Source organism: Bradyrhizobium diazoefficiens (genome assembly GCF_016612535.1).
GTDB lineage: Bacteria > Pseudomonadota > Alphaproteobacteria > Rhizobiales > Xanthobacteraceae > Bradyrhizobium > Bradyrhizobium diazoefficiens_C.
Map to the genome: position 1 here is coordinate 90386 of NZ_JAENXS010000004.1, position 17551 is coordinate 107936.

11 protein-coding genes and 1 pseudogene are annotated in these 17551 nt (G+C 60.5%); 1 reads left to right on the forward strand and 11 read right to left on the reverse strand.

The features are described from left to right. Positions 1–555: 555 nt before the first annotated feature. The 9 genes and pseudogenes from scpA to bioB all read right to left on the reverse strand — a co-directional run bounded on the left by scpA (position 556) and on the right by bioB (position 12893). A complete protein-coding gene (scpA, locus tag JJE66_RS34560) occupies positions 556–2778 on the reverse strand; it encodes a methylmalonyl-CoA mutase (protein WP_246756779.1) in 2223 nt (740 codons plus the stop codon). A gap of 16 nt (positions 2779–2794) precedes the next feature. Next, complete coding sequence (locus JJE66_RS34565; protein ID WP_200520389.1) at positions 2795–4693, reverse strand: methylmalonyl-CoA mutase family protein; 1899 nt, start codon at positions 4691–4693, stop codon at positions 2795–2797. 84 nt (positions 4694–4777) lie between these two features. Further along, the gene (locus JJE66_RS34570) at positions 4778–6793 is read right to left on the reverse strand and encodes an acetyl/propionyl/methylcrotonyl-CoA carboxylase subunit alpha (RefSeq protein WP_200520267.1); all 2016 of its coding nucleotides are present in this window, start codon (positions 6791–6793) and stop codon (positions 4778–4780) included. Positions 6794–6798: 5 nt separating this feature from the next. Beyond that, positions 6799–8331: an acyl-CoA carboxylase subunit beta gene (locus JJE66_RS34575; RefSeq protein WP_200520268.1), complete on the reverse strand. Its 1533-nt coding sequence runs from the start codon at positions 8329–8331 to the stop codon at positions 6799–6801. 110 nt (positions 8332–8441) lie between these two features. Beyond that, a pseudogene (locus JJE66_RS34580) lies at positions 8442–9706 on the reverse strand (adenosylmethionine--8-amino-7-oxononanoate transaminase). Beyond that, the gene (gene bioD, locus JJE66_RS34585) at positions 9703–10335 is read right to left on the reverse strand and encodes a dethiobiotin synthase (RefSeq protein ID WP_200520269.1); all 633 of its coding nucleotides are present in this window, start codon (positions 10333–10335) and stop codon (positions 9703–9705) included. Before bioD ends, JJE66_RS34580 begins: the two are co-directional and overlap by 4 nt. After that, complete coding sequence (locus JJE66_RS34590) at positions 10332–11477, reverse strand: 8-amino-7-oxononanoate synthase (RefSeq protein ID WP_200520270.1); 1146 nt, start codon at positions 11475–11477, stop codon at positions 10332–10334. Before JJE66_RS34590 ends, bioD begins: the two co-directional genes overlap by 4 nt. 3 nt (positions 11478–11480) lie before the next feature. Further along, positions 11481–11855 carry an aspartate 1-decarboxylase gene (gene panD / locus JJE66_RS34595; protein ID WP_200520271.1) on the reverse strand — a complete coding sequence of 125 codons (375 nt, stop codon included), beginning with the start codon at positions 11853–11855 and terminating at the stop codon, positions 11481–11483. A gap of 42 nt (positions 11856–11897) precedes the next feature. Then, positions 11898–12893, reverse strand: a complete 996-nt coding sequence (bioB, locus tag JJE66_RS34600) for a biotin synthase BioB (RefSeq protein WP_200520272.1) — start codon at positions 12891–12893, stop codon at positions 11898–11900. A gap of 329 nt (positions 12894–13222) precedes the next feature. Here bioB and JJE66_RS34605 point away from each other — a divergent pair, with 329 nt between their 5' ends. Further along, a complete protein-coding gene (locus JJE66_RS34605; protein WP_200520273.1) occupies positions 13223–14650 on the forward strand; it encodes a short-chain fatty acyl-CoA regulator family protein in 1428 nt (475 codons plus the stop codon). An 828-nt stretch (positions 14651–15478) separates the two neighbouring features. Here JJE66_RS34605 and JJE66_RS34610 read toward each other — a convergent pair. Continuing rightward, on the reverse strand, positions 15479–16273 hold the full coding sequence (locus JJE66_RS34610; RefSeq protein WP_200520274.1) for a DeoR/GlpR family DNA-binding transcription regulator: 795 nt from the start codon (positions 16271–16273) through the stop codon (positions 15479–15481). 255 nt (positions 16274–16528) lie between these two features. Beyond that, positions 16529–17551 carry a branched-chain amino acid ABC transporter permease gene (locus tag JJE66_RS34615; RefSeq protein ID WP_200520275.1) on the reverse strand — a complete coding sequence of 341 codons (1023 nt, stop codon included), beginning with the start codon at positions 17549–17551 and terminating at the stop codon, positions 16529–16531.

A 17551-nucleotide genomic window follows, 5' to 3' on the forward strand; every position in this document is an offset into this window, starting at 1 on the left:
TGTACAGCGGTCATGCTGTCACTCGTTGCAGCACTATGACCTGTCAGCAGGCGCAGCCGCGCGTGATCAGCCTTTTGGCCAACGCAAACGTTGGTCGTTACGGCGAACGGCCGCGCCGTTCTTCGGATCTTTACCTAATGACACGCGGCAGTCTGTTCCAACGCCTGTATCGCCCTTCTCCACGAAGCAGCCATTCACACGACACATCGAGCTGCAAGATGCTGTGATTGTGGGGTTCATCGAGACGCCGAATAGCTCGCTCAGCTGTATCTACCAGCCGACTATGGGGTGTGCCCGCCCCGCCCGCCTAAGCACCTTCGGTGACCGACTTTGCCTTTCGAAGGATTAGGCCTGGCTTTTGCCAACTCGTTACGCTGACGGCACAATTCTTCGATCTTCGCCAGCATTCTTTCCACCATCGCTTCGGCGGAATCGACGCGTATTCCAGCATGTCTGAGACGGGCGATCTCTCTGCGATGCCGCCCGACCTGAAGGCGCATGCAGTCTATCTCCTGACGAATCAATTCAAGAGTCGGCGTTACGATACTCATCTGCTCAGGCGCCCGAGATTGAAGCGGAACCAGAATGCTGGCTGCTTCCACAGAAGTCCTCGGGGGCCGGATCGTTTGCCGCCTCGCTATGCCCGAGCCGGGCATTCAGCTTGCGGATCAGCTCCTCGGCCGCATCCGCGATCACGGTGCCGGGCGGGAAGATCGCTTCAGCGCCGGCCGCGTAGAGCGCGTCGTAATCCTGCGGCGGCACCACGCCGCCGACGATGATCATGATATCGTCGCGCCCCTGCTTCTTCAGCGCGGCTTTCAATTCCGGCACCGCGGTGAGATGGGCAGCGGCCAGCGAGGAGACGCCGAGGATGTGGACGTCGTTCTCGACCGCTTGGCGGGCGGCCTCATCGGCGGTCGCAAACAGCGGCCCGATATCGACGTCGAAGCCGATGTCGGCAAACGCCGAAGCGATCACCTTCTGGCCGCGGTCGTGGCCATCCTGGCCGATCTTCGCGACCAGGATGCGCGGGCGGCGGCCCTCGGCCTCCTCGAAAGCGTCGATCAGCGCCTGAACCTTCTCGACCCGGTTACCCATGCTGGACGCCTCCCGCTTGTAGACGCCGGTGATGGACTTGATCTCGGCGCGGTGCCGGCCGAACACTTTTTCCATCGCGTCCGAAATTTCGCCGACGGTCGCCTTGGCGCGCGCCGCGTCGATGGCGAGCGCCAGCAGATTGCCGTTGCCTTCGCCGGCCGAGCGCGTCAGCGCGGCGAGCGCGGCATCGACGTCCTTCTGGTTGCGCTCGGATTTCAGCAGCGTCAGCTTGTCGATCTGAAGCCGGCGGACATTGGTGTTGTCGACCTTGAGGATCTCGATCGGAGCTTCGTCTGATGGCTTGTACTTGTTGACGCCGATCACCGCCTGCTTGCCGGCATCGATCCGGGCCTGCGTCTTGGCCGAGGCTTCCTCGATGCGCAGCTTCGGCACACCGGCTTCGATGGCTTTCGCCATGCCGCCGAGCTCCTCGACCTCCTGGATGTGGCCCCACGCCTTCGCGGCGAGGTCGCGCGTCAGCCGCTCGACATAGTACGAGCCGCCCCAGGGATCGATAATGCGGGTGGTGCCGCTCTCCTGCTGCAGGAACAGCTGCGTGTTGCGGGCGATGCGCGCCGAGAAGTCGGTCGGCAAGGCGAGCGCCTCGTCGAGCGCGTTGGTGTGCAGCGATTGGGTGTGGCCTTGGGTTGCCGCCATCGCCTCCACCGTCGTGCGCATCACGTTGTTGAAGACGTCCTGCGCGGTCAGCGACCAGCCCGATGTCTGGCAATGCGTGCGCAGCGACAGCGAGCGTGGATCCCCGGGGTTGAAGGGCTTGAGCAGCTTCGCCCAGAGTAGCCGCGCGGCGCGCATCTTGGCGACTTCCATGAAGAAGTTCATGCCGGTCGCCCAGAAGAACGACAGGCGCGGTGCGAAGCGGTCGACATCGAGACCTGCGGCAAGACCGGCGCGCAGATATTCGACGCCGTCGGCGAGCGTATAGGCGAGCTCGAGGTCTTGCGTCGCACCGGCCTCCTGCATGTGATAGCCGGAGATCGAGATCGAATTGTATTTCGGCATATTTTGCGAGGTGTACGCAAAAATATCCGAGATGATCCGCATCGAGGGCGCCGGCGGATAGATGTAGGTGTTGCGCACCATGAACTCTTTCAGAATGTCGTTCTGAATGGTGCCCGACAGCTTTTCCGGCGGTACGCCCTGTTCCTCAGCGGCAGCGACGTAGAGCGCGAGGATTGGCAGCACCGCGCCGTTCATCGTCATGGACACGCTCATCTGGTCGAGCGGAATCCCTGCAAACAGCGTGCGCATGTCATAGATGGAATCGATCGCAACACCGGCCATGCCGACGTCACCCCCGACGCGCGGGTGATCGCTGTCATAGCCGCGATGGGTGGCAAGATCGAAGGCGACCGAGAGGCCCTTCTGTCCGGCCGCGAGATTGCGCCGATAAAACGCGTTGGAATCCTCCGCCGTGGAGAAGCCGGCATATTGCCGGATCGTCCATGGTTGGTTGACATACATCGTGGGGTAGGGCCCCCGCAGATAAGGCGTAATTCCCGGCCAGCTCTCAAGGAAGTCGAGGCCGGCGAGATCGGCTTCGCGATAAACGCCTTTCACCGGAATGCCCTCCGGCGTCAGCCATGGTTCGGTTCGGTCAGTGGAAGCGGCGGACAAGGATCTCTCGAACGGAAGACCTGCGAAATTCGGGATGGCCGTCATGGTAACATCTGCCTGTTTACGAAGGGTCGCGGGGCATCAGAGAGCGATCTGTGGATTGCTGGATCCAGCAATAAGCTGCCTTCAGAATCGCCAATGTGTCAGACCCGACATTAATGAAGGTGCCAATGCCCGCCGTCCTAAACGCGGTCTCGGATTCAGGGGGGTGTCCTGCCAGATAAATATGCCTCGCGCCGGCTTCGTCGAGTGCTCGAGCGGAGGCTTCGGCGTTCTCTGTATAGACCTTGTCGCTGGAACAAAGGCAGGCGAGTTCGGCGTCAGAGGACTTGAATGCGGCGGCGAGCGTGGCTGGGTCCGCAACGCCCACGCTGTCGACGGCCTCGATTCCACCGGCTTCGAAGAAGCTCCTCGCAAAGGCCGCGCGGGCTGTGAAATCGGCGGGCGTACCGAGATTGGCGAGGAACACTCTTGGCCGTGTACCGTGTACCTTCAATGCTGCATCCGACTCGTCGCGCAGCGCTTCGAATGATTCCGCAAGCCGGATCGGCGTCAGTGCCCCAAACATGTACTTCTGCTCGCCAACGGACGGAAGGACCACCGGCCTTACATCCAGCACCTTCGTCTCTCCTTCCTGCAGATTCGGGAACTCGCTCACGCCGGTCAGCACGTCGCGGCGCTGTGCGATGTTGGTCTCGCGGACCGCGCGGGTAGCTGTTACCTTATCCTGGATCAAGCCATTGCGAAGCGCGGCGAACAACCCGCCGGCCTTCTCAGTCTCCTGGAACAGTGCCCAGGCAGGTTCGCACAGCTCTGATGTCAGTGCCTCGATGCCGCCGGAGCCCGCGGCCGGATCGGCCACCTTGGCGAGGTTGCTTTCCTCGAGCAGCAGGAGCTGCGTATTGCGCGCCACGCGTCGGGCGAACGGATCGGGCAGCCCGAGCGCGAGCGTGTGCGGCAACACGGTGATGGCGTTGGCGCCGGCGAGGCCCGCAGCGAAGGTCGCCACGGTCGCGCGCATCATGTTCACATAGGGATCGCGCTGGGTCAGCATCCGCCAGGCTGTGTCGGCAGCGATGAACAGCGGCTTTGGTGCTAACCCGGAGGCCTGCTCGATGCGCGCCCACAATAGCCGCAGCGCACGGAATTTGGCCATAGTCAAGAACTGGTCGGCATCGGCCGCAAGCCGCGTATAGATCATGCCCTGCGCCTGTTCCAGCGGGATGCCGGCGCCTTCGATCGCGCGTAAGTAAGCAATGCCACAGGCGAGCACAAAGGCGAGCTCCTGCACCTCCGAACCGCCGGCGTCATGAATCACACGACCGTCGGCGGAGGAAAACGGGCCCTTGAAGCCAAGCCCGGCCAATCTCTTGATGCCGCTGGTCACGGCGGGAACGATCTCTTCCCAAGCGTATGGGCTATAGCCCCACGTCGCGCAGACGGCGAGCGGGTCGAGGCCGAAACGAATGTCGCAGGCCGCGGGATCGAGGCCCTTTGCCTCGACGTACTCGGCAATATGGATCGCCGCCGTCCGCGACTGCGGGCCTACTTGCAATTCGATGCTGATGCCAGTGTCGAGGTGAACGCCCTGCAAGACCTTGGCGACGGCGTCGGCGGTCGATTCGAGGCCGAGACCGTGGCTGCCACTGCCGCCGGCAAACACGAGAGCGAGTCCCTTTGCGCCATTCTCGAGGTCTGCGAGTGCCTGGGCATTCGCGGCCGCAGCATCCGAATGATCGATTCGCTGCATGATCTGCCATGGCACGGCAGGAGCTCGTCCGTGAATCGGCGCAATATTCTTCGAGCGCCGGTAAACCGGTTCGATCCTTAGCCCGTTGTATGTCCTGCCTATGAGCTTTTCAAAGGGCGCTCCCTTCAGCGCTTCGTCAACCAGCCTGCGCCAATCTTCACGCGAAGCAGGTGCAAAGTCGGATGCCAATTGTAGCCTTTCGTCTTCCATTCGACCTGTCCTAGTCACAAATGGGCTGGAGCTGCCCAGAATTCGGGCCTTACGTGCTGCAGGCAAACCTTGCGGGTGCCATGCTCAGGCGAACTCCAAAATCAGCACATCCACCGCGAGCGTCGCACCGGCGCTGGCGTGGATCTTCTTCACGGTTCCGTCCTGCTCGGCACGGAGCACGTTCTGCATCTTCATGGCCTCCACCACCGCCAGCGTCTCGCCGGCCTTGACCTCCTGGCCCTCGGTCACAGCGATCGAGACGATGAGCCCGGGCATCGGACAGAGCAGCTTCTTGCCGGTGTCGGAGGCCGTCGTCACCGGCATCAGCTCCGCCGAGGCGGCTTCCGCTTCGGTCCAGACATAGACCGGCACCTCGACGCCCCGATGCGCGAGGCGGATGCCGTTGGCGATCGGGCGCGCCTGCACCGCGATGACCTGCCCGTCGATAGTACCTTGCCAGACCGGATCGCCGGGCTTCCACGGCGATTGCAACAGATGCGCGCTGCCGACTGTGCCGTCGGCACCGACGAAGCGCACTCCGATTGCCTCACCCTCGCGTGCGACCTCGAGCAATATCTCCTGGCGGTCCAGCCACACCGCGCGGCGCCGCTCGCGCTGCACGATCCGGCCGCCCACCTGGCCCGAGATCTGCCGTTTGCGTTCGCCGAGCACGTGATCAATGGCGGCGCCGACCGCAGCGATCCGACGCGCGACCTCCCCTTCCGGCACGCGCACCGCAAAGCCCTTGGGGAATTCCTCGGCGATGAAGCCGGTCGAGAGCCGGCCCTCGCGCCAACGCGGATGATGCATCAGCGCCGAGAGGAACGGGATATTGTGGCGGATGCCGTCGACATAGAAGGAGTCCAGCGCGGTCGACTGCGCCTCGATTGCCGCGGCGCGCGACGGCGCATGCGTGACGAGCTTGGCAATCATCGGATCGTAATGGATCGAAATCTCGCCGCCCTCCTGCACGCCGGTGTCGTTGCGCACGGTGATGCCGTCCTGGCTCGCTTCAGCGGGCGGGCGATATTTCACGAGGCGCCCGATCGACGGCAGGAAACTGCGGAACGGATCTTCGGCATAGAGACGCGATTCCACGGCCCAGCCGGTCAGCGTGACGTCCTTCTGCTTGAGCGCGAGCTTCTCGCCCGCGGCGACGCGGATCATCTGCTCGACCAGATCGATGCCGGTCACGAGCTCGGTGACGGGATGCTCGACCTGAAGCCGCGTATTCATCTCGAGGAAGAAGAAGCTCTTGTCTTGCCCTGCGACGAACTCGACGGTGCCGGCGGAGTCGTAATTCACGGCCTTGGCCAGCGCGACCGCCTGCTCGCCCATCTTGCGGCGGGTGGCTTCATCGAGCAGCGGCGACGGCGCCTCCTCGATGACTTTCTGGTTGCGCCGCTGGATCGAGCACTCGCGCTCGCCGAGATAGATGACGTTGCCGTGCTTGTCGCCCAGCACCTGGATCTCGATATGGCGGGGATCGACGATGAACTTTTCGACGAAGACGCGGTCGTCGCCGAACGAGGCCTTGGCCTCGGCCTTGGCGAGGTTAAAGCCTTCGGCGACCTCGGCCTTGGAGTGCGCGATGCGCATGCCCTTGCCGCCACCACCGGCAGAGGCCTTGATCATCACGGGATAGCCGATCTCGTCGGAGATCTTGACCGCGTGCTTGTCGTCCTCGATCACGCCGAGATAGCCCGGCACGGTCGAGACCTTGGCCTTCGCAGCAGCCTTCTTGGATTCGATCTTGTCGCCCATCGCGGCGATTGCGCCCGGGTTCGGGCCGATGAAGACGATGCCGGCCGCCTCCAGCGCGCGCGGAAACGCCTCACGCTCGGACAGGAAGCCGTACCCGGGATGCACGGCCTCGGCGCCGGTCTTGCGGCAGGCCTCGACGATCTTCTCGATCACCAGGTAGCTCTCGGAGGCAGCCGGCGGACCGATCAGAACGGCCTCGTCGGCCATCTCGACATGGAGGGCATCGCGGTCGGCCTCGGAATAGACCGCGACCGTCTGAATTCCCATGCGGCGAGCGGTCTTGATGACCCGGCAGGCGATTTCGCCGCGATTGGCGATCAGAATGCGTTTGAACATGCTTTTCACAAAGGCAAATTGTCGTGCTTCTTCGCGGGCATCTCGACCTTCTTGTCCTTCAGCATCGCCAGCGCCCGCGCGATCCGCTTTCGCGTCGAGTGCGGCATGATGACGTCGTCGATGTAGCCGCGCTCGGCTGCGATGAAGGGCGACAGGAAGCGGTCTTCGTATTCCTTGGTGCGGGCGGCGATCTTGTCGGGGTCGCCGATGTCTGAGCGGAAGATGATCTCGACCGCGCCCTTGGCGCCCATCACCGCGATCTGGGCGGTCGGCCAGGCGTAGTTCATGTCGGCGCCGATTTCCTTGGACGCCATGACGTCGAAGGCGCCGCCATAGGCCTTGCGGGTGATGATGGTGACCAGCGGCACGGTGCACTGGGAATAGACGAACAGCAGTTTTGCGCCGTGCTTGATCAGGCCGCCATACTCCTGCGCCGTGCCCGGCAGGAAGCCCGGCACGTCGACGAAGGTGACGATCGGGATGTTGAAGGCATCGCAGAAACGGACGAAACGCGCGGCCTTGCGTGACGCATCAGAGTCGAGCACGCCGGCCAGCACCATCGGCTGGTTGGCGACGAAGCCGACGGTACGGCCCGCGATGCGGCCAAAGCCGGTGACGATGTTCTTGGCAAAGCTCTCCGCGATCTCGAAGAAGTCGCCCTCGTCCACGACCTTCAGGATCAGCTCCTTCATGTCGTAGGGCTTGTTCGGATTGTCGGGGATCAGCGTGTCGAGCGACATGTCGAGGCGGCCGATGTCGTCGAAGCTCGGCCATTCCGGCACGCCGTCGGTGTTGTTGGATGGCAGAAAGTCGATCAGGCGCCGCATCTGCAGCAGCGTCTCGACGTCGTTCTCGAAGGCGCCGTCGGCGATCGAGGAGCGCGTGGCGTGCACCGAGGCGCCGCCGAGCTCTTCGGCGGTAACGACCTCGTTGGTCACGGTCTTCACCACGTCGGGGCCGGTGACAAACATGTAGCTGGTGTTCTTCACCATGAAGATGAAGTCGGTCATGGCAGGCGAATAGACGTCACCGCCGGCGCACGGGCCCATGATGACGGAGATCTGCGGAATCACGCCCGAGGCGAGCACGTTGCGGCGGAACACATAGGAATAGCCGGCGAGCGCGGCGACGCCCTCCTGGATGCGCGCGCCGCCCGCGTCGTAGAGGCCGATGATGGGCGCCCGCGCCTTCATCGCCATGTCCTGCAGTTTTGTGATTTTCAGCGCATGGGTCTCGGACAGCGAGCCGCCGAACACCGTAAAATCCTTGGCGAACACAAAAGTCTTGCGGCCGTTGACGGTGCCCCACCCGGTGACGACGCCGTCGCCGGGCACCTTGGTCTTCTCCATGCCGAACTCGGTGGAGCGGTGCTCGACGAACATGTCGAACTCCTCGAACGATCCCTTGTCGAGCAGAAGCTCGATGCGCTCGCGCGCGGTCAGCTTGCCGCGGGCGTGCTGCGCCTCGATGCGCTTCTCCCCGCCGCCGAGCTTTGCGCCGGCACGTTGCGCTTCGAGCTTCTCGATTACAGAAATCATCGGTTGCGCCCCCGAGCACGAGTATCCGACGCGGACTTACGCTTTGCAGGTGATGAAACAGTCATCGCTAAGCTCCTAACGCTCAATTGCACGGGCCTTCAGACAACGCCTTACCCCACCGCATCGGGAGCCTCTTGAATTGCGGCATAGATCTGACCGAGGTCTTCTGCGGTCACGCAGTAAGGCGGCATGACATAGATTGTGTTCCCGAGCGGACGAAGCAGCAGATTGCGACTTCTGAAGAACGCCTCAAGCCTCGGGCCAGCGTTCGCGAGATAGCCCGCGTCCCGCACTCTCAATTCAAACGCCGTAATAGTTCCAGTCCGACGGACGTTCTCGAAGCGCTCGTCGGACCGGAGCCGCTTCATTTCGCGCTCCTGCATCCAAGAAACTGAAGCCACGCGCTCGTTGCACTCATCAGTTTGCCAAAGATCAATACTCGCCTTTGCCGCGGCACACGCTACCGGATTTGCGGTATACGAGCTTGAGTGGAAGAACGTTCGTGCACGGTCCTTGGAATAATGTGCTTCGAACAGCTCCGCGCTACACAGCGTGACCGCGAGTGGGAGCGATCCGCCAGTGAGGCCTTTCGAATAGCATGCGATGTCCGGCGACACATCGGCCTGCGAGCAGGCGAACAGCGTTCCTGTTCGGCCCCAACCGGTCATGACTTCATCGGCAATAAGCAGGACGCCCCAGGTTTCGCAGATCCGCTTCATCTCCCTCAGCACCCAGGCAGGGTACATCCGCATGCCGCCCGCACCTGACACCAGAGGCTCGACGACCAGGGCCGCCGTATCGTGCTCGCGGCAGGCCGCATCGAACGCATCTAAAGTTACCTGCTCTCGGCCGGCGACTGGAAACGGGAGCGCCGTAACGTCGAACAGAAGCGCCTCATACGCGGCGTTGAACACACCGCGCGCTCCAATGGACATGGTTCCGATCGTGTCGCCATGGTACGAATGTTCCATCACGACGATGCGCGAGCGCCTCTCACCGACATTGCGCAGTAGCCAAGTGCCATCTTCAGGGCCACTTCTACGCTGGTGGAGCCGCTATCGGAGAAAAAGACGTAGTCGAGCCCGGCAGGTGCGAGCTTCAACAACAACGCAGCAACCTCTTCGGCCGGTTCGTGAGTATGACCGGCAAAAATAACCTGGTTGAGGTTTTCTGCTTGTTTCTGAATAGCGCAAACAATGTTTGGATGACAGTGGCCATGAGTCACCACCCACCACGACGAGATGGCGTCGATAATGCGACGGCCATCCTCCGCATAGAGATAGGCGCCCTTCGCGCGAGCGACCTTCGTCATCTGCTGCTGCAGCGCGTGTTGCGTGAAGGGATGCCAGATCTGCGACCCGCGTTTGGGAATCATGGCTTGAAATCATCGCAATCAAACGAGCGGGCGAACGCAGCCTGCAACGTCTCTCTTGTGAGCGGAGAGAGGTGAGGTAGTCGGCCTAGGCGGCGTGCCCGCCCGATATCACAGATGATTCCTTCGCTGTCGGGATGTTCATTCCCGATAAATATGATGCCCAAGACGTCGAGTCTTCGGCGTCGCAGGGCTTCAAGTGACAGAAGCGAATGATTGATGGTACCGAGCGTGGTGCGCGCGCAAAGCACGATCGGCAGCCCCCACTTGGCAATAGTGTCGATATAAAGCGTGCTGCGATTGAGCGGCACCATTAATCCGCCGGCTCCTTCGATGACGAGTGGGCGTCCTCGGGCATCCGGCACGTGGAGTGTTTCCGGATCAATTTTAACACCGTCGATTTCGGCAGCACGATGCGGCGAAGCCGGCGTACCCAAACTCCATCGTTCAGGAACGATGCGATCCTCGGAAAGTCCACCTAGTCGAATGACGACCCTCGAATCCGTTTCGCATTTGAGGCCCGCCTGAACGGGTTTCCAATAGAGCGCCCCGAGCGCATTGGCGAGCGCCGCCGAGAATACTGTCTTCCCGACGTTGGTATCCGTTCCGGTCACCACGATCTGACAGGTCATCGAACCCGTGTTCCCGTCTCTTCCGCCAATGCGTCGAGCAACGCACTAACTTCGCCTTCGCTTACGTTAAGCGTCAGAGACATCCGCAAGCGCGCGGTGCCCGCCGGTACGGTTGGTGGCCGTATTCCGCGGATATCGAACCCGCGAGACTGCAGTGCGGATGCCAAAGCCATCGCACGCGCGTTGTCACCAACGATATGCGGCACGATCTGAGAGCCCGAGGGACGCCAGCCCCGCGCTTCGATCTCTCGATTCGCAAAATCGACCAGATTGGTCAGGCGCTGCTGCCTGTCGGGCTCCTCCTGCAGAATTGATAGCGCTTCCCGTACCGCAACCGCCATCAAAGGCGAAGGTGCTGTGGCGAAAATGAACGGGCGGCAGCGATTGACCATGAAGTCGCGCAGCACTCCGGTTGCTGTGACAAGCGCGCCGGCGGCTCCCAACGCCTTGCCGCAGGTATGAACGACCACCAGATTTTCGCGCTCCTCATACGGAGCGGTCAGTCCCCGCCCCTGCTCGCCATAAACTCCCGTGGCATGGGCCTCGTCCACAATCAGGAACGCATCGAGCCGATCAGCGATGGCGCTGAGCTCGTCCAGCGGAGCGAAATCGCCGTCCATGCTGTAGAGACTTTCGACGGCGATCCATACGCGCCCCTTTCCTCCGAGCGCTCGCCAACTCCGAATTGTGTCTTCCACCGATTGAGATTCGTTGTGGATGCTTTCGCGGAATTCGGCGCGGCCTGCCCGGACGCCTTCGCGGGTGCTCGCGTGCACGAGGGAATCGAGTACGACCAGATCGCCCCGCTGAGGCAGCGTGGTCAGAACGGCGAAATTGGCGACGTATCCGCCGTCGAAAAACAGCGCTGCGTCTGCTCTGAAGAACCTTGCGGCTTCGTATTCGAGAATTTCGTGCTCCGCGCAATTTCCCCGCAGGAGTCGGGACCCACCAGCCCCGATCGGACTGCCGGCGTCCAGCGCGGCGGCGATTGCCGTCCTCATGCGCGGCGCGCTCGCCAGAGCGAGATAATCATTTGATGAAAAATCGAAGCCCGCGCGTGGATTGAGGCTGCGCAGCCGGTTGTCGTCCTTGAGCGCCCGCAATTCACTAACGTAGCTGGCGACGTTGGGAGTGAGATTCATCTGTCAGGCGCCCAACGGTTCGGTCAAATTGGGCAGCAATCGATTCTCCTCGTCAACTAGTACGACATGTGGTTTGAACACCCTCGCTTCGTCTTCATCAAAGGAGGCGTACGCTACGATGATCACCTTGTCGCCGGGGATCGCAAGTCGCGCGGCCGCGCCGTTCAAGCCTACAATGCCTGACCCTCTGGGTGCCTCTATCACATACGTTGCAAAACGGGCGCCGGTGTCGATGTTGTAGATTTCGACACGCTCATTGATCAGAAACCCTCCGGCATCGATAAGCGTGCGATCGATCGATATTGAGCCCTGATAGTGCAGATCGGCCTCGGTCACCGAGGCACGATGAATTTTGCCTTTCATCAAAGTGATCTGCATCTGATGCCAACAGGTCTTGGGTGAACTTGCACGTTGACTTGGTTAGCTAACCCGGGTGCTGATACCGAGCCGACTGAGCAGGTTCGCATCGTGCTCGCGCTGCGGGTTCTTCGTAGTCAGCAATACGTCACCGATGAAGATCGAGTTCGCGCCCGCCAGGAAGCATAACGCCTGGAGTTCATCCGACATGTATTGACGACCGGCGGATAACCGCACCACGGCGCGGGGCATCAAGATGCGAGCGACTGCAATTAGTCTCACCACCTCGATCGGGTCGGGACGTTCCGCCGTTTCCACGACTGGAACTCCGTTGACCTCGTTCCACAGATTGATCGGCACACTCTCGGGATGAACTGGGAGATTGGCGAGGAGCACGAGCATGCCAAGGCGATCTTCGACCCGCTCGCCCATCCCGATGATTCCGCCGGAACAGACTTTGATGCCGTGACGCCGTACATGCGCCAGCGTGTCAATACGGTCCTGCAACGTGCGGGTGGTAATGATCTTGACGTAGAACTCGGGCGAGGTGTCGACATTATGATTGTAGAAGTCGAGTCCAGCGGCGCAGAGCCGTTCTGCCTGTTCAGGCGTCAGCATGCCCAGCGTGACGCATGTTTCCATGCCGAGTTCCTTCACCGCACTGACCATGTCGCAGACCCGATTGAGATCGGGGTCCTTCGGGCTCCGCCAGGCAGCCGCCATGCAGAAGCGGGTCGCGCCAGCATCCTTGGCGCGATTCGCGGCGGCGATGACATCGGCCTGATCCATCAGCCGCGTTGCCTTGAGACCGGTGTCGTAATGCGCGCTTTGGGAGCAATATCCGCAATCTTCGGGACACCCGCCGGTCTTGATACTGAGCAGGCTCGCGAGCTCGACTATGTTGGGGTCGAAATTGCTGCGATGAATGCTATGGGCTCGAAAGACCAGGTCTGCAAAGGGCAGTCCATGTAGAGCTTCGGCTTCCGTACGGGTCCAGTCGCGACGGACCTGCTGTTCCTGACTGACTTTGCCCCGAAGGGGCTCTTGATGGCCGCTCATCGCATGTCGCTTACGATGTTTGCGCCGCGCGGACGCGGGCGAGCGGAGAGCGTGGCATGCGACTTCGCAGTGGGCCATTGCCCGAGCGTGGTCACGGCGTCAGTGTCCAGAAGCTGCTCCTTGAGGATGATGATATCGGCCGAGACCTTCCCTGCGACCTCTCCCGACGGGATAGGGGGCTGCAAAGGAGAAACTCGGAACTGGTCCTGCCACATCTTTGCGCCCTAGTTGAATTTATGCCAATTTAGCTAATCCACCCGCGCAAGGGGAGCGCCAAAAATGCTTATTGTTGCTGATTTATCTTTTGAGCTTGCGAAGATTGCAAATCCATGAAGTTGCGAAAGATCTTTGCAGGCGACCGACTGCGGCGGCTCCGGGAACAGCGCGGGACAACGCAAGCGGCGTTAGCCAACGCACTCGAAATCTCGCCAGCTTATCTTAGCCAGATCGAGGCGGATCAAAGACCGATCACGCGCAAGCTTCTGATGCGATTGGGGGAGTTGTACCGCCTGGACGTAAACTATTTCGCCGACGATGATGATCTGCGGCTCGCGAATGAATTGCGAGAAAGCGCGAGCGATCCATTGTTCGGTGCCGCCGTTTCGGGAGAGGAGGCCAGCGCTGCCGTCCGGGTCGCGCCTGAGATCGCACAGCGCTTCCTGCATCTCTACCGGGCCTATCTGGCACTGGAGGAAGAACACCGCTCGCTTCAGACGCTCATCGTGCATGACGACATGGGAGCTGCGAGTCGCTTTCCATACGATGAGGTCCGAGACTGGGTGCAATCGAAGCGAAATCATTTCGATGTACTCGATCGCGCGGCCGAAAGACTTGCAGCCGCCAGGAGCTTTAGTCCCGAAAACCGCGGCGAAGACTTTGTCAGGTACCTACGCGATGCGCATCAGATCAAAGTAGAGCATGCACCTGAAGCGCTCGATATGGGCATGATTTGGCGACTCGATCGCAATTCCCGGACGCTATTCCTCTCGGAGGATGCGCCGACGGAGAGCCGCCTGTTCTGGATCGCGCATGTAATCGGTCTCCTTGAGGAAGGGGAAGCCATTGAGCGGCAGGTCAGGCAGGCTCGCTTGAGCAACGACGAAGCTGCCTCGCTGGCACGCGTCGCTCTCGCCAACTACTATGCGGGTGCAATCATTATGCCCTATGAGCCCTTCCTTCACGCCGCGCGGGACGCGCGATACGACGTCGAACGCCTCCAGCGCCGCTTTGGAGCGAGCTTCGAACAAGTTTGCCATCGCTTGAGCACCTTACAACGTCGAGCCTCGCCGGGCATTCCGTTCTATTTTCTGAAGATCGACATCGCCGGAAACGTGCTGAAGCGCAGCAGTGCCACGCGCTTCCAATTCGCCCGCTTTGGAGGCCCCTGCCCGCTCTGGAACGTCCACCAATCGTTCTCGCAACCGGGCCGCATTTTGGTGCAGCTCGCAGCCACGCCTGATGGGACCACCTATCTATGTATCGCGCGCACCGTTGGCCTTTCTGCCGGCTCGTACCTAAGTCGCCCTCGCGCGGTCGCGGTCGGACTAGGCTGTGAGATCGCTTATGCCAGCCAGACGGTGTATTCAAAAGGTATCGATCTGGAAGACGTAGAGGCTTCGGATCCTATCGGGCCCGGCTGCCGCGCTTGCGAACGGACAGACTGTCGACACCGCGCACTACCGCCTATCGGACGAGCTCTTGATGTTGGCACTGCAGAAAGGGGTGTCGTACCGTATCGAATTGAGACGAAGAGATAGAGTGATTCTCTCGGCCCTGTAGGGCCGAGCTTCCGGCCTCCGTAGGCCGGTGATACATCAAAACCAAACGCGCCGTCGACGGGCCCTGAAAAAGGGGCTAAATACTGCCCACCGAAGTGAAGTTGTTGTACAAGCTCGAGATCAAGCGAACGTTGGCTCGATCCGCATGTCTCCTATGCGACCGAACATCGCTACCACATCCGGCTTGTGTTCAGTGGCCTCGTCATGAATGTCGATGACAGGCTTCTCCCCTGCCACGCCGGCCACTATGGAGCGGCTGAACCATACCACTAAAAAATGGGCCACTCCTTCCGGAGTGGCCCAACCCAAGTCAGGGAGGAAACGTCCCAGTGGGACCTCTGTGATCAGGCCACCGCCAAAGTGGGAGCCATAAGCTCTCAGCATCAACCTACAGTCGAGCCGGCCTGACAAACGCTATATCGATCTCTTGCCGCTTCGCTACGTCATCATAGGTTCGAGTACGGGCGCGCTATCGGAACGTCCACTTCCCTAAAACCGACTTTCTTGTCGTCATACATCGTCTCGTCTTCCGCGGAACAAGCGCGGTTAGGATGAAGTACGGTTTGCGGAGTGTGACCTTTTTGGGTGGACTTTCCTTTCCAGGGGAAACTTTGATTGACACCCAACATTTTATTGACCGACTTTCGTCAATTGTCAAGCGAGGCCTGATTGAAGCCGGCGCGCTCGCAAACAAAGGCCATCCGCCATGTCGTTGCGAGAAGGCATCTTGCTAAAAGGCGTTTGAACCGGACCGGTCCGAGATCTACCTCAACACAACGAGGCTGCGACTTGAGAAAACTTGGAATGCTAGTCGGCGTTTTGGTCCACCAACAAGGCCGGTGCATTCACCACCGAGATCTCAGCGTTGGCTGCCAGGATGGTCGCTGATAATCGCGAATCTGGTTTGGTATCGGTGACTAGATATAGACCCCTTTTCCAGGCGCTAACGAGCGAAAGAGCTCGGTGATTGAATTTGCTTCGATCGGCAAGAATCAGGGAACGTGAAGCGTGCTGAATCATGGCTGCAAATACTTGGGCAGCTGCTGGCATAGCGTCGCTAAGACCGCTGTTATCAACGCCGGATGCGCCAAGAATGGCCGTCGGCACCCGATAACGTTGTATTGCTTCAAGCGTGTCTGGGCCGTGGACAAGCCCCTCGCGACCATCGAAATAGCCCGGGAGCATAATCACCTGAATTAGGGGATTCACCGCTAACTCTGCTGCAATGCCATAGCAAGGCGTGACGACGACTAGGTTGCGGGAAATTCCTCGAAGCGCCGTCGCAAAGTGCAGACAGGTCGCTCCGCCGCCGATGAGGAGGCTTTCGGAATCCTCGATCATGGTTAGTGCCAGCCGAGCAATTGCTCGGCGTTCATGAATCATGATTTTGAGGCGCTCGACCAGTGCGGGCTCGGCTACTGGATTGCGAACGGCTCCGCCATAAGTCCGTTTGAGTGCTCCCGCTTGTTCCAGCTCAAACAAATCGCGTCGGATTGTTTCGGTTGAAACTTTCAGAAGATTTGCGAGTTCGTTCACCCGCAGGGCGGGATCATCGTCTAACGCCGCGCGAATCTTGTTCTGTCTGGTTGCTTTTTTTTGCATGGAAGTTGGCTGTGACGACCCGCCGCGAAGGACTCTGGCCCCAGTCATAGTGACTAGAAATAAAATGATCAACTTGCAACCTCATAGTTGCCCTATCCAACATTAATGGTTATCTCGGGGCGCCGTGGCGAGAAGGATCGGTTGATCGTCCGGCATCCAGACCTCCCCTTAGTCAGCAATCTCCGGGGCCACTCTCCTCGAGTAGCGACGGCGCTTCCCTGATGTCGACAGACAACTCGTCGACGGAGCCGGCGATCATCTGACCTTGTCTCTCATCAACTTCGCCGTCGCCGTCCACCGACGAGCCCGGTGAAGCGCCCCCGCCAACCCTCCAGGCATCAGTACTGTCGCTCCGGCAATTATGACTCCGAGACCGAAAGTCCGGAACTCACCTGCCTCGCGCATCAACTCATCCGCGCCAACCAGGACAACAGTGCCAAGAAGTGGTCCCCAAAACGTGCCGACGCCGCCGATCACCACGATCGCAATGATAAACATTAGCTGGGGCAATTGAAGTATGGTGGGCCCGATCACCTGAAAATGCGCAGCGTAAACGCCACCCGCGAGCCCGCTAAAGAAGGCAGAAATTCCAAATACTAAAAGCTGCACCCGGAAGCGGTTGATGCCCCGAGCGGCCGCATAACCCGGATTGTCTCGAATCGCCCGGAACGTGAGCCCGGCAGGCCCGTTCAAGATCATCCAGGTGGCAATCATGGTGACCACAAGCAGTGCGCAAACAATAAAATAATTGCCGATGATCCAATCGCCCCGCAGCCACGCCCGTGTGCCTAGATCTCCGAACCGGGAGAAGCCGGCTGCGCCACCGGTGAATTGGCGGCAGACACTGCCGACCCTCACAAAGCACTCCGCATCCGTCACGATCAGCAGATACATGACCTGCGTGACGGCAAGCGTTAGCAAGGCGACATAGACGCCAGAAAGCCGCAAGCAGGCCAGTCCGAGCAATATTGAAAATACCGCGGCGATCAATGCAGCAGGAATGAGCGCGGCCCACACTGACCAACCAAAAAAGAAACACAGCATTGCTGTAGCATAGCCGCCCATCGCAAAGATAGCGATCGGAGCCAATGAGAATATTCCCGCAAAGCCAAAGACCAAGTTCCATTGCGAAGCGATGCACGCATAGAACAGCGCTAGTATGACTTGCCCGAGAATATAGCGGCTATCGATCAAGAAGGGCAAAGCGATCGCCATAGCGACAAGCGCGATGGCAACGATGGCGTCCATTCGATTTTCGTTGTCGAGCAACCATGTCAT